Here is a 13582-nt window from a genome sequence, read left to right on the forward strand (position 1 = left end):
CTTATATGAAAAGCATGAAAAATGTAATATTGCTAGTAGTATGTTTCATATTTTTAAGTGGTTGTAATCCGAAAAATGAAGCTGAGGTACAAAACTATATAAAAGAAAAACACGGAATCGATGTTGATGTAACAAAATGGAGCTCGATAAATGAAGATAATGGCGGTAATACATACCATACTGTGCAAGAAAAAGATAACAAATATCTAAAATTCCGAGTAAAGGTACAAGGTTTCCTCCATTCATCTATAGTAGGTGATGAATACAAATATGGGAAAAAAACATATGAGGAATATAAGAAATTCCAACCAACTCTAGAAGAAATAAAAAAATTAGGGTACGTGGAAACTGAAGAGGAAAATGCTCTTCAATATATGTTAGATAATGAAAATCCAGAAGAAGGAAGCCCGACAGATGAATTGCTATTAACTTTGAAAATGAGCAACGAGATTGACTTTAGCCAATTGGATTCCGTAGAATTAGATCGTTTATATGCTCTATTTCAACTCATTCAGAAGAATAATAAAAAGATAACAGAACTAGAGATTAAGGATCAAAATGGTAAATCTTTAGGTGGACCTTTTAAAAATGTACAAAAAATAATAACAAAAGAAGAACTGTTACTAACAATGAAATCTACGATGTCAGATGCCATAAACAAATATTGGGAAAATTGGATTAGAACGCACACCAAAGTAGAAGAAAGATTACATGAAATGCAAAACGATCGATTTGCAATTAAAGATATTACTTATATAAATTCGGATCATGAGGAACTTCGAAAATATATAGTGATTTTAGCGCTTAATAGCGACGGTATATTTGAAAACAATCCCCCTTTAATTGAGGATTTACTCAAAGTAACCATAATGCTTAAAGAAGAACTATATAATAAAAATTTTGTCATAGATTTAACCAATAAGACTGGAACATTATATACAACTTGGTTATCATCAAAAGAAATTAAAGAAGCAAATAACATCGAAGATCTTGTAAAAGAGAGATTTCCTGCGAATTAAATGTAAAGTCCTTTTTATGTTTGTTATTTGATGTGAAAGCACGATATTTCGAAGTCTCAACCCATGCCTATCAACTTAAGAATTTTATAACAACCCAGGCTAAAAATCCCATGTATTTTTGAAAGAAAACGGCTTATATTTTCGTTTTGGAGTATTTGCTTTTCATAGCTTGATGGTGATGTGGTGCTATCTCTATATGTTATTATTAATTGCACTAGGAGTATAGGAACGTTATAATAATCCCTAATTACATATAAAGAGGTGCAGAAAATGAATAAAACAGAATTAACAAAAGTAATTGCGGATAAAGCAGAACTTACACAAAAGGATGCTGCTACAGCGACACAAGCTGTATTAGACGCTATAACAACAGCTCTTGCAAATGAAGAGAAAGTACAGATTCTTGGATTCGGTACATTTGAAGTACGTGAAAGATCTGCACGAACAGGTCGTAACCCGCAGACTGGTGAAGAAATGCAAATTGCTGCTTCAAAGGCGCCTGCATTTAAAGCTGGAAAAGAATTAAAAGTGGCAGTGAAATAAGTATACTAAGTGAAAAAGGATCTGATACTCATATCGGATCCTTTTTATTTGTAACACGGCAATTTCTAATTTAAAGGAAATTTTATGTGAGGGATACCGTCAGGACTTTGTAAAACCCCCAGGTTAAGAGTATGCAAGATTTTATACAGATTTTCGGCTAATTCAGTAACAAACGAGAGCCCTAAAATCCATGTCAGGATAGGAATGTATAAAAGGATGAATAGAGTTATAGAAAATAAAAAAGAGGATTCCTCCCGAGAGTAAGGATTCGTCTTTGTATTGCTACCAATAATGTTGCGTTATGTTAACTTTACATGAATACGATATACATAATAGAATCTGATATCATTTAGATTGTAAGAGAGATTTAGGGAGGGAAATGAATGTCTGATAAAATTATTGTAGTTCCTTATAAAAGTGAATGGTCTAAAGAATTTCAAAATCTAGGGGATTCATTAAGAAGTGTTTTAGGAGACGTTGCCATAAGAATTGATCATATCGGCTCTACATCAATACCTGGTTTAGCTGCAAAACCAATTATTGATATACAAATTTCCGTAAATTCCCTAGAGTTATTGGATTCTTTCAAGAAACCCTTAAAAAGTTTAGGATTTATTTATAGAGCAGATAATTCAGACCGTTCTAAAAGTTATTTTCGCGAAATTCCTGACAGCAAGAGAACTCATATACATGTAAGACGTGAAGGGAGTTGGCCTGAACAACTTGCCCTCTTATTTAGAGATTATATGCGTACTCATCCAGAAGACTGTAAGCAATATGGAGAATTAAAATATAGGTTAGCTGAAAAATACACAAATAATCGACACATGTATACCGAATCAAAAGATCCTCTGATATGGGAGATTCTAAGAAAAGCGGATAAATGGAGCCAAAATATTGGCTGGATTCCTCAAAGAACAGATGCTTAACTTCCAATAACGAGAATTATGTAAATAAGCTGTCCATATGGGCAGCTTATTTTATTTTTTGCTTAGCATGTTTTTCTTCAAAAATGCTGACGGTACCCCTGGGAGCATAAAATTGCTTAGACGCTAAATATTACAGAGTAAATAAGGGGGAATTGGGAGGAAACCATTTTCTATAAACGTAATACATGTTATCATATTTTCATATTGTTAAAATACCTAAATTTTCCTTTTAAGGTGAAAAAATGAACTATTATTTACCTTATGTTGCGGTTCAATTTGTAAGTCAATTACACACTTATAAGAAGAAGTACACATAATGAAGGGTGCCACTTCTTCTTATACAGCGTATATAGGTAAAATAAACGATATTCGTAGAGTGAATGAACTGGGAACAAATAAGAAAAAGTGGGAAGAAAAGAAAAAACAGTCTAAAACAAAGGGGTATATGTCAATGAAACGTAAGATTTTATCTTTTGTAGTAGTTCCAATGTTATTGTTAACTGGGGTAGGGTGTGAGACTAAGGTTAAGAAAGATGAAGCAATGGAAGCTTCTGTTAAGCAGAATAAAAAGGAAGACTACAGTAAGAACCTAGCATATTTGATGAAAGATTTCTCTGAACAATCTAAAGAAATAGACGGTATTGTAAAAAGTAGCAAGTCAATGAAGAAAAAGTCAGAAGAGTTAAAAGAAGTATCTAAACCTTATTTAGAGTTAGTAGACAAAATAAGTAAGTTAGAGTATGAACAAAAAGATTTCCCAGTACAACATAATGTAGGTAAAGCGATGATTTACGTAAAAGATGGGGTGGAAATCATACAAGGAGGTTTAGATAAAGGTAAAAAAGTGGAAGTTGATATAGGTAGTGAAAGGTTAGAGACAGCTTCTAAGTTAATAGATGAAGTAAACAAAGAATCGAAGAAAGCTAAATAATATAGCTATAGGGGAGTGTGATATATCTACAGACTATCCTATAGTTAGTGCAACAAAAAAATACAGTTATAGAGGCAATAGTAAGGGAAACCTCAGTTAAGGAGAACTTAATCTAAGTAGCTGTAGAATATAAAACTTCTATACTTGACTTAGGTATAGAGTAATAAAGCAAATTACCTACAGAAGAATTAAAAAAGTTACTTATGAATCCTAAAGTTTAATACATAATAAAAATACCGGCTCAATGAAGAACCGGTATTTTTTATTGCTAATATATAAATTTGCTAAAAAAATTTATTTTCTTAAATGGTATTATTTTGAAGTATTTGCTTTTCTAATCAAAATAGGCATGTAGCGTAACTCCTATTAATAATCTGAAGGTAACATCATAATAAAACTTTTACCATTATCAATAATCCAAATACTTTGTTCTAATGGAAGGTTATCTACTATTACATTCGTTTTTGAACGTATTTTAAAACCTGGGCCTTCTTGTTGATAATTTAATACCAAGTAGTTATCTTCTAATTTTAAATCAAAGATGTGTTTATAGCTTAATAAAGACTTAGTATTACTTCTCATAATTATTTGCGTTTTAAAGAAATCCCAAATACTTTTAGTTATTATCGAAGGAAGAATTTTATCTATACTTGCAGTTCCATAACAATGTCGGTAAAGATTACGTATTTTCATAGTATATCCTCCTTTTCAAAACCAAAGGAGATTGAAACATTTAGGGATAAATCTATTGATGGCACACGTAAGTTACCCCATGTATCTAATGTATCATGCCCATCTATAACATATCTTTCTTCAATTCTCGCTAAATAATAGTTTTCATTGCCAATGCAATTTAGCCAATAAAATAATAGTAAAATAGGTTCGCTATTTTTAGTATCGTTTATGTTTTCTCCTAGTTCTTCTGGCATATCCCACTTAAACTCCGTCCAATGCCATAACAGACCGTGTGGCTGTATATTTTTTGTTTTTGCTTTATTCATTAATTCATGCACTTTTTTTACGGATTTAGAATTAGTTAATATTTCATTCATAGATCTTAATAAATCTGAATTCCGTATAATTAAAACAACATTTGCCATGTAGTTAAAACCTCCTAATATGTTGTTATAAAATTTCACGTACCATATATTTAATATATTTTTATAAATAACGTAATCAAGGGATTAGTGTCCCTAAATGGAAGGGACTATCAATAAGAATTTCATACGTAATTACGTAAAACATAATCACAATCGCTACATATATCTTTATATGTTTGCCCGTGTATTGTTTTCATTTCATATAGTTCAATTGTCTCGACATAATAACAACAATGTGTACATTCTTTTAAGTGTAAATCTAATTGTACGCTGGATAATTATTTTTATATAGCCAAATATCTACATCAAATTGTATTAGTTTTTTATATAAAAAAGTTTGAGAATTATCTTAGTTATTAAATAGATTCTGCCTATACTTTAAGTAGAGCCTAATTTATTAAATTTAAAGAGTTTATATATAGAATTTTGAAGGAGGTATATTATAAATGATTCCAACGTCAACATATGTGGCTAAATGGGTATTAGATGACTTAACACTTGCATCAAGACCAAATCAAGGGATCAAATTAAGTACATTTAAAAAGTTAGAGAAACTTTATGTAGAATGCAGAGAAATGATTGAGGGAGATACTAGCTTTGAAATCACGCATTATCTTCTAGAGTTTATCAATCCACATAATCTTTTTATAGTAAAAGAAGGTTACTATATATTTGATAATAAAACGATGAAATTTATTAAAGTATCGGATGATATTCATTTTTCAAACCAAAGCTTAGCCTACTGTAATAATGGAGTTGCAGTTGATTTAATAAACGGAAAAATGCACTTTTTAGAAGGCCATTATTATAAAGTTAAGACCTCATATGTTGATTTATTAAAAGGAGAAACTATCCCGGTAATGGTACTTAGTCATTTAGATAATAATGTTGGAGTATCAGTTCCGTTGACAATGTTTAATGAGGAAAGAACTTTTAAAATTTCAGAGAGCTATATAGTTAATCTTACCTCAAAGAATTGTAACAATGAGAGTGAATTTAACGAAAAGGGAAACGTAATACGATTTCTAAAGCCTTCTATTGTGTAGTTAAGGATATATGTTAATTAGATTCATAATGGATTCAAGAGGGTGAAAAAAGTGTCATTTGAAATGTATACAGCCTTTCGAGGTAAAGCAATTATAAAGGACGAATATAAAGAAATGGTGGAATTAATAAATACAGGAAGCTGGGAAGAAGCAGCCTTAAAATTTCCATTCGTTAAAGAATATACTAAAGCTAATCAAAGTAAGGACATTCCATTTACTAAGAAACAGATAGAGGATATTGAGTTTTTGAGAAATACGTTTGATGCTGATACTATCCGTGAGGTATACTCAGGCTCAAACGTTGGTGGAGGTTCTCGCGAGATATATTATCTTTCTGATGAAGGGGACGGAATGGTAGCAAAGTTGGCTGCAGCGAATAAAGAAAAAGGTGCAGACCAAAACGAAGTAGAAACACGAATATACCAAGAGATTTACTACAAAGCAGAAATGAAAAATGGGTCAATACCAGAAAAAGAATTGGCAAAACAACAACTTAACCTGTTAGCTAGAATCTATTTGCCACAGGAAGAGTTGGAGTGTGATCCGAAAGAGTTTGAAGTTTGGGATGACGTTGTTTATATGGAAGAGGCAGAAAAAATCGTAACGGATATAATTGATGTAGTAAATCTCGAGGGGAAATTAGAGATATTACAATCAATTATAGATGATTATGATTTGCTCGTAGAAGACCTTATAAAACCGAATTCTTGGGGAGTAATGGCAGATGGTCGTATCGCCTTGATTGATTTTGGTGGAACACCAAGATCCATAGATTGAAACGTAAAAGGTTGATCTAAATAGTAACATGCATACGAAATATTACTATTTCACGAACATATGAAAGAGAATTATTCCGCGGGAGATTGTAGAAGATATAATTATTTTCCTGGATAAAAAGGCACAGTTAAAAATGTGCCTTTTTATGTAGACAATCATAGAGAAGGTTTATTGTTAAAAATAACGATGTTTGATAAACGTTATCGCCGACATTTCCTCAAAATGCTTATTAAGCTCAAGTAACTTTCCGTGTGATTGATCAATTGCATCCTTATAGGAAGCCGTTTGTTTTGTTATGAAAGTGGAAGATATGTCTGAAATTCTCGTTTCGACATCTAAGCAGAATTCAGTGAATTTTTCTTTTGGAACAATTCGATGAAAAGAACCATCTTTAACTGTGAAGCCAACTTTTGTGTAAAAGGTTTCCAAATATTCATATTTAAATGCAGTATTAAGCAGTCCATTGAAATGGAATTCGTAACCAGGATAGCTAAAGTATAGCCATCTGTAAAAGGAATATATCATACATGTCCCAGTACCTTGTTCAATAGGAGTTGAATCTACACTTTTAATTTTAATTTCCAGGAATTTTTCAGAGTGATATTCTGTAATATGACATGCTGTAGTTCCAGTGCTAGTATTGTTGAGATTATCATGAAACTTCATATCGAATTTTAGGAATCCCTCGTCTGGGATTTGTTCAATGTTCGTAAACGATATTTTTAATTGTTTTCCGTGTTTCGTAAGGATCGTAGGGAGCTCTGTTAGCATGGTTTAATACCAACTCTTTCTATATTTAGTTTCGAATTGTAGAATTTATAATATTAATTCTTTATATTGTGATGTAATTATAAGTATGACTTGTTTCTTGATGAAAATCAAAATTTAATAAAGGGGCTCGTTTTTTAAATAAGGAAAATTTGGGTAAAACATGTACCGATGCCTACACACTGTGTAAAGAAATGAACGATACGTACTTTACCAATCTTTTTACTAAATTTCTCTTAAAGATAAAAAATTTGCATATCTTATTTATGTAATTTATGATATGGTTTCATATGTTAATAAATTACAACACTTTTAAAAAGAAGTATATATTATGATAGATGCTACTTCTTTATAGACAAAGTCTCAAGGTTAAAAAACGATTTTCGTAGATGAAATGAACGAGAAACAAAAAAGAAAGAGTTGGAAGAAAAGAAACAACAATCACGAAACAAAGGGGTAAATTACAATGAAGCGTAAGTTATTAGCAGTTGCACTGCCAGTTATGTTGATGAGTGGTGTAGGTTGTGCAAGTAAGGACGTAGCGGAAGAGAAAAAAGAGGATAGTGTAAAAGTAACAAACTATAAGAAAATAGATACGGAATCAAATAAGGAAACAGAGAAGGAAAAAGATAAAGATAAAGGAACAAATAATGACTCTACAGCAAGTGATAGCGAGTCTGGAACAACAAATAAGGACCCAATAGATACTGTAATTAAAGATGTAGATAAAATACACGAAGAAAAAGACAAGTTAGAGAAACAAAAAGAAGCGGAAACAAAGAAGGAAGAAACAAGTAAAAAGGAAGTTCAGGTAGAGAAGAAAGAAGAAGTAAGTAAAGAGAAAGACAAGGTATCTGATGCTACGAAACCTAACAGTATGAAAGAGTATCAAGAAAAAGTAGAAATACAGGCTAATAAGTTCATAGCTGCGGTAAAAGCTACGAAACCAATAGTTGAAAAAGATGAAACACTACGAACAAATAAAGACGAATTAAAAGCACAGTTTAATATAGTGAAAGGAGAGGCAGAGAAGTTAGTAGGCCTTAAACCGCCTGAAAAGTACAGTTATTTTAAAATTGAATTTATAGATGCTAATAAGACATTCCTACGGGCATTAGGCGACTTGTTTACAGCTCTAGACGAAGGAGATGTAGAAAAGGGCGACGCGGCTTTAGGTGGTGTATTATATGGTTTCGAGCAATTTGGTATGACAATAAATGGAATAAGAGACATAGAAGAATAAGGTATGTCTAAGATTGAATAGTAAAATTTTGAGAAGTGAAACCAAAAATAAAATACAGGAGAATAAAGCACATATATTCCTAACGGAATCGTATCTTATGCTGCAAGTCCAAACAATTGATGGATGAATTCTTTCTGATTTTGGACAGACTGGTCCCGTAAATCAAGCTGCTCTTTTTTAATCATATGCATGGCTTCTACTCCAGAAAGAATGGATGTAGCTGTGTCAAAACATTTGAACCCTAGCATAGAACGGATTCGCTTCTTTATAAAGCGATGATCTTGTTTTACTATGTTATTCAAGTACTTTTGTTGTCTAAGTTGCATACCATCAGGTATGCTTTTTTCTTTTTTCAACTGTTCAATTGCTATAGGATAAGCCGGGTTCTTATCGACTGTTATCACACGTGGCTTTGAAACATGAAAAGACCGCAAAGCTTTCTTGAAAAAGCGCTTTGCAGCCTTCTGGTCTCTTGTTTTGTTTAGGAAAAAATCAATTGTGTTTCCTTTCGAATCAACAGCACGATACAGATACATCCATTGACCTTTTACTTTGATATATGTTTAATCGACTCTCCAAGAGTCATTTGTTTGTTTGAGGTGACGACGGATTCGTTTGTCCAATTCAGGACCATACTGATGAACCCAACGCATAATCGTTGTATGAGAAATGGATAAACCCCGTTCTTCTAGCATTTCCACCAAATCACGAAAACTGAGGTTGTACCGTAGGTACCATCTTACCGTTAACAAAATAATATCAGGATGATAATGCTTCTATTTGAATACATTTTCCTTTTCCATACCAATCACGCACCCTTTTTAAAGTAATAGTAACAGTATGTCCAAGATTTATAGATTCATTGCAATTGTCCTTAAGTTTTTGCACCAGAACCCACAGGGGCGACGGGGGGCATTTTCATCGATATATTCATTTCGTAACTCAGCATACATATTGTTTCCACCTTTCTTCTTTTTAGCATTATTTCACAGATTCAAAGTATTGGTGGATGAATTCAAATAATATGTACCTTTTTCAATCATTATTAACCTGCATTATCTTATAGTAACGTTGTAGATTGTTTAGTCTGTTAGAAGTCAAAATATGCAACAGTAAAATGCTAAGGTGTGCATAAAAAAAGACCCTTTAAAGGGTCTGCTTAATCGTTTTTTCCTTTTTCTTCCCAAGATATGAAATGACCAATGCAATCGGAGCAACGAAAGGTAAAACGGGTGTCCAACCAATGAAATAAAATATGGGTGCTAAGAAAGCCATCCCGCCAAGGAGCATTGATATTTGGGATTTTTTCTGTAATCCATAGATAGCTAATAATAATCCAGCTACTTTCAATATCACCAAAGAAATAGTAAGTAAATTCATATAATCACCTCCGACTAATTTGTGAAATAATTCTATTTATAATATAAACCAAATCACATACACACTTTCTAAAATAAAAATCCCCACACAATGTGCAGGGAAGAAAACGAAATTGCTATTTTTATGTTACTTGTCATTAATAAGATCCAGTCTCCCCAAATGAGTACGGTCCGCCAGAAACTGTTCGAAGCCAACCAGCAGCTTTCGCTGTATATCCATAACCTGCTGTTAGATCATAAACCATTGGCGTATAGGTCACAGTTTGGCCAGAATCTATTGAACCTACTCCGCCGCTCGCATAACTATTGAACCACACACCATCACTACGATAAATTGCTGCAAAACCTGAATCGTTAAAAGGGCTTTAGAATATCTAGTAAGTTTAGCCCATGCAGTTTTACATACAGTACTAAATTTCAGCTCAACATACCCTAAATTAGTGATTTGTTTATATCCTTTTTGAACACCACTATCTGCGCAAGTTCCTGAACCACCATACACCGCTGTATAAGGGCTCTTACTCGTATAATACGTATCAGGATTAAACGCCGCTTTTGATTCTCCTGTAAACATGAAAAATGAAGAAAACATAAGAGAAAAAATAAAGAGAGAAGAAAGCAATTTACTTTTCATGACAACACGAAGATTTCTTAATTTTCTGAATTAATTTCATTTTTAACTATATTATTTTTAACGCACTATGTGTATTGAGAAAGAAAATAAATAGAAACAATGCATTTACGATGGGCACGAGTCAACACTTAAATAAGTTTGATACAGAAATAGAGTCCTATATGAATAGGACTCTATTTCTCATTTTTTCTCTACAGCTAAAGAGTTGTTGGATTTTTTTAAGTAATTTGCTAGTTTCCATAACAAATCGAAAGACCGTGCTTACACATCAAATGACAAACATGAAAAGGACTTTACATTTAATTCGTAGGAAATCTCTCTTTTACAAGATCTTCGATGTTATTTGCTTCTTTAATTTCTTTTGATGATAACCAAGCTGTATATAATGTACCAGTCTTATTGGTTAAATCTATGACAAAATTTTTATTATATAGTTCTTCTTTAAGCATTGTGGTTACTTTGATTAAATCCTCAATTAAAGGGGATTGTTTTCAAATACACCGTCGCTATTAAGTGCTAAAATCACTATATATTTTCGAAGTTCCTCATTATCCGAACTTATATAAGTAATATCTTTAATTGCAAATCGATCGTTTTGCATTTCATGTAATCTTTCTTCTACTTTGGTGTGCGTTCTAATCCAATTTTCCCAATATTCGTCTATGGCATCTGACATCGTAGATTTCATTGTTAGTAACAGTTCTTCTTTTGTTCTCACTTTTTGCACATTTTTAAAAGGTCCACCTAAAGATTTACCATTTTGATCCTTGATTTCTAGTTCTGTTATCTTTTTATTATTCTTCTGAATGAGTTGAAAAAGAGCATATAAACGATCTAATTCTACGGAATCCAATTGGCTAAAGTCAATTTCGTTGCTCATTTTCAAAGTTAATAGCAATTCATCTGTCGGGCCTGCTTCTTCTAGATTTTGATTATCTAACATATATTGAAGAGCATTATCATTTTCAGTTTCCACGTACCCTAATTTTTTCATTTCTTCTAGCGTTGGTTTGAATTTCTTATATGCCTCATATGTTTTTTTTCCATATTGGTATTCATCACCTACTATAGATGAATAGAGAAGACCTTGTACCTCTACTCGGAATTTTAGATATTTGTTATTTTTTTCTTGCACAGTATGGAATGTAAATCCCATATTATTTTCATTTATCGAGCTCCATTCTGTTACATCAACATCGATTCCGTGTTTTTCTTTTATATAGTTTTGCACCTCAGCTTCATTTTTTTGATTACAGCCACTTAAAAATATGAAACATACTACTAGCAATATTACATTTTTCATGCTTTTCATATAAATGCTCCTTGTGAAAGAATTAATTCTTGATAGCGTAGCACACTGCAAAGGCTTCTGTTTTTTTCGTAATATACTCTAACTTTTATATAGTATAAACCTGCAATTACTTAAGAAATTGCGGGTTTCCGCCCATACCAGCAGGAAGATTATTGTCTTGGAATGAAAATAATTGATTTTTTCTAAAATCTTCCCAAATGCTATAAGGGCTAACGCGAGCATTTTGGAAAACAACTACGCTAAGTAAAAAATAGAATGAGCTGCTCATATGGACAGCTCATTAACGTAAAAATCGTTATTGGAATTTATTTTGTATAGTAGACTTCGTATTCGATGTTTTTAAGACCTTTGGAAACAATTTATACATCTGGCTCCAGAATAAACATCCTAATAATGTTCCAACGGTGTTCAATATCACATCGTCTATATCTGATGAACGACCTGATGGAAAGGCATATTGGATAAATTCAATTAGCAGAGAAAATTCAAAACCTATCATTGTCACTTGATAAATTGAAAGCTTTGCGTGATATTTCCAAAATAAGCTGAAGCCAAATGGCATAAATAGGATGATGTTAAACAATATATTTTTGATAGGAACCATAATATCGACATAATTGGTCATTAGCTTATACATACCAATAAACGGAATTAAGTTTACTACTCTTATTTGTTCCATCCCAGTAAATCTTGGTGTAACAGTTATTAGTAAAATGGAAATGATCGATAGAGGAAACATTATGTTCATACTGATTGTGTTTTTCTGCATAACTTTATCATTCCCACTCTTTTTTGCTAATACAATTGCAATTATACATACAATAACGGTTGCAATTAAAAATAGGGGAACGACATGTCCGAAAGATCTCCATAGCTGTGTCATATTTTTCCATCCTTTTTTAGAATTATTTTAACATGCTCAAATCGATAAGAACATATTGAATTTCCTATACTTGTAATGTGGGTATAACCAATAATTATCAGGAGTCGAACTGCTCCCTAGAGCAATCTAGAGTAGGCTTGAATAAACATAGATTTTCTTTAGTTGAATATCTTATTGTAGAGGCAATCTTTATTACATGGAGGAGTCTGCGTGGGATACTTAATACCTGTTGAATCAGATGTAAGAATATTTGTAGAAGATGTAAATCCTAAAGGTAAGAAAACAATCCTTTTTATTCATGGGTGGCCATTAAACCATAAGCAATTCGAATATCAGTACAATATTCTTCCAGCAATGGGATATCGATGTATAGGCATTGACTGGAGGGGGTACGGCAATTCTGATAAACCATACAGTGGATATAATTTTGATAGATTGGCAGATGATATAGCAGTAGTAATTAAAGCGTTACAGCTTAAAGATTTCACACTAGCCGGACACTCCACAGGAGGCGCAATTTCAATTCGATATATGGCTCGGTACCAAGGTTACGGAGTATCCAAACTGGTCCTAATTGGCGCTGCATCCCCAACTAGTGTGGAAAAAGAAATTGCGAATAAGTTCATTACAGATACACTGAATGATCGTCCTAATATGCTGCAGGGTGTAACGGATCTCTTTTTTTTTCAGAAAATCACTGGACCATTTTCCGAATGGTTTCTACAGTTAGGATTAGAAGCGGCTAGTTGGTCGACAGCTGCGATTATGAGAACATTGAGAGATGAAAATGTGTATAACGATCTTGGGAAAATAAATGTACAGACGTTAATTATTCACGGTATTCACGATAAAATTGTTCCATTTACTAAAGGAGAAGAGACGCAAAAATTATTAGCAAATGCACAACTTGTACCATTTCAATTCAGTGGTCACGGCACATTCTGGGAAGAACGGGATAAGTTTAACCAGGCATTAATTCAGTTTATTGGATGATCAAACACGCTTAGTAATATGTACT

14 protein-coding genes and 2 pseudogenes are annotated in these 13582 nt (G+C 32.5%); 8 read left to right on the forward strand and 8 right to left on the reverse strand.

The window, feature by feature from the left end; genetic code table 11:
- Positions 1-5 precede the first annotated feature (5 nt).
- The 4 genes from QCI77_RS28340 (at position 6) to QCI77_RS28355 (ending at position 3422) form a co-directional block, all read left to right on the forward strand.
- Positions 6-1019, forward strand: coding sequence for a hypothetical protein (locus QCI77_RS28340; protein WP_353825873.1), 1014 nt, complete (start codon positions 6-8; stop codon positions 1017-1019).
- Between the two features lie 270 nt (positions 1020-1289).
- Positions 1290-1562, forward strand: coding sequence for an HU family DNA-binding protein (locus QCI77_RS28345; RefSeq protein ID WP_002087221.1), 273 nt, complete (start codon positions 1290-1292; stop codon positions 1560-1562).
- A 383-nt stretch (positions 1563-1945) separates the two neighbouring features.
- A complete protein-coding gene (locus QCI77_RS28350) occupies positions 1946-2491 on the forward strand; it encodes a GrpB family protein (protein ID WP_353825874.1) in 546 nt (181 codons plus the stop codon).
- Between the two features lie 445 nt (positions 2492-2936).
- Positions 2937-3422, forward strand: coding sequence for a hypothetical protein (locus tag QCI77_RS28355; RefSeq protein ID WP_353826041.1), 486 nt, complete (start codon positions 2937-2939; stop codon positions 3420-3422).
- 366 nt (positions 3423-3788) lie between these two features.
- Here QCI77_RS28355 and QCI77_RS28360 read toward each other — a convergent pair whose 3' ends face one another.
- Entirely contained in the window at positions 3789-4115 is a 327-nt protein-coding gene (locus QCI77_RS28360) for a DUF960 family protein (protein ID WP_353825875.1), read from the reverse strand.
- Positions 4112-4522, reverse strand: coding sequence for a hypothetical protein (locus QCI77_RS28365; RefSeq protein WP_353825876.1), 411 nt, complete (start codon positions 4520-4522; stop codon positions 4112-4114). Before QCI77_RS28365 ends, QCI77_RS28360 begins: the two co-directional genes overlap by 4 nt.
- A gap of 446 nt (positions 4523-4968) precedes the next feature.
- Between QCI77_RS28365 and QCI77_RS28370 the strand changes: the two genes are divergently transcribed.
- Positions 4969-5568: a hypothetical protein gene (locus QCI77_RS28370; RefSeq protein WP_353825877.1), complete on the forward strand. Its 600-nt coding sequence runs from the start codon at positions 4969-4971 to the stop codon at positions 5566-5568.
- A 42-nt stretch (positions 5569-5610) separates the two neighbouring features.
- Complete coding sequence (locus QCI77_RS28375; protein WP_353826049.1) at positions 5611-6345, forward strand: hypothetical protein; 735 nt, start codon at positions 5611-5613, stop codon at positions 6343-6345.
- A 174-nt stretch (positions 6346-6519) separates the two neighbouring features.
- On the opposite strand, the gene QCI77_RS28380 is transcribed toward QCI77_RS28375, so the two are convergent.
- Positions 6520-7116, reverse strand: coding sequence for a GNAT family N-acetyltransferase (locus tag QCI77_RS28380; RefSeq protein WP_353825878.1), 597 nt, complete (start codon positions 7114-7116; stop codon positions 6520-6522).
- A 463-nt stretch (positions 7117-7579) separates the two neighbouring features.
- Between QCI77_RS28380 and QCI77_RS28385 the strand changes: the two genes are divergently transcribed.
- Positions 7580-8356, forward strand: a complete 777-nt coding sequence (locus QCI77_RS28385) for a hypothetical protein (protein WP_353825880.1) — start codon at positions 7580-7582, stop codon at positions 8354-8356.
- 95 nt (positions 8357-8451) lie between these two features.
- Here the strand turns inward: QCI77_RS28385 and QCI77_RS28390 are convergent.
- The 5 genes and pseudogenes from QCI77_RS28390 to QCI77_RS28410 form a co-directional block, all read right to left on the reverse strand.
- Positions 8452-9114: pseudogene (locus tag QCI77_RS28390) on the reverse strand (IS6 family transposase).
- A gap of 388 nt (positions 9115-9502) precedes the next feature.
- On the reverse strand, positions 9503-9736 hold the full coding sequence (locus tag QCI77_RS28395) for a hypothetical protein (RefSeq protein ID WP_353825881.1): 234 nt from the start codon (positions 9734-9736) through the stop codon (positions 9503-9505).
- Positions 9737-10018: 282 nt separating this feature from the next.
- The gene (locus tag QCI77_RS28400) at positions 10019-10327 is read right to left on the reverse strand and encodes a DUF2690 domain-containing protein (RefSeq protein WP_353825882.1); all 309 of its coding nucleotides are present in this window, start codon (positions 10325-10327) and stop codon (positions 10019-10021) included.
- 341 nt (positions 10328-10668) lie between these two features.
- Positions 10669-11681 (reverse strand): annotated as a pseudogene (locus QCI77_RS28405) (hypothetical protein).
- A gap of 295 nt (positions 11682-11976) precedes the next feature.
- Positions 11977-12564: a VanZ family protein gene (locus tag QCI77_RS28410; protein ID WP_353825883.1), complete on the reverse strand. Its 588-nt coding sequence runs from the start codon at positions 12562-12564 to the stop codon at positions 11977-11979.
- Between the two features lie 210 nt (positions 12565-12774).
- On the opposite strand from QCI77_RS28410, the gene QCI77_RS28415 reads away from it, so the two are divergent.
- Positions 12775-13557 carry an alpha/beta fold hydrolase gene (locus tag QCI77_RS28415; RefSeq protein ID WP_353825884.1) on the forward strand — a complete coding sequence of 261 codons (783 nt, stop codon included), beginning with the start codon at positions 12775-12777 and terminating at the stop codon, positions 13555-13557.
- The last annotated feature ends 25 nt before the right edge of the window (positions 13558-13582 follow it).

The sequence above is a fragment of the Bacillus cereus group sp. MG9 genome (assembly GCF_040459995.1).
In the GTDB taxonomy this organism is placed as follows: Bacteria; Bacillota; Bacilli; order Bacillales; family Bacillaceae_G; genus Bacillus_A; species Bacillus_A mycoides.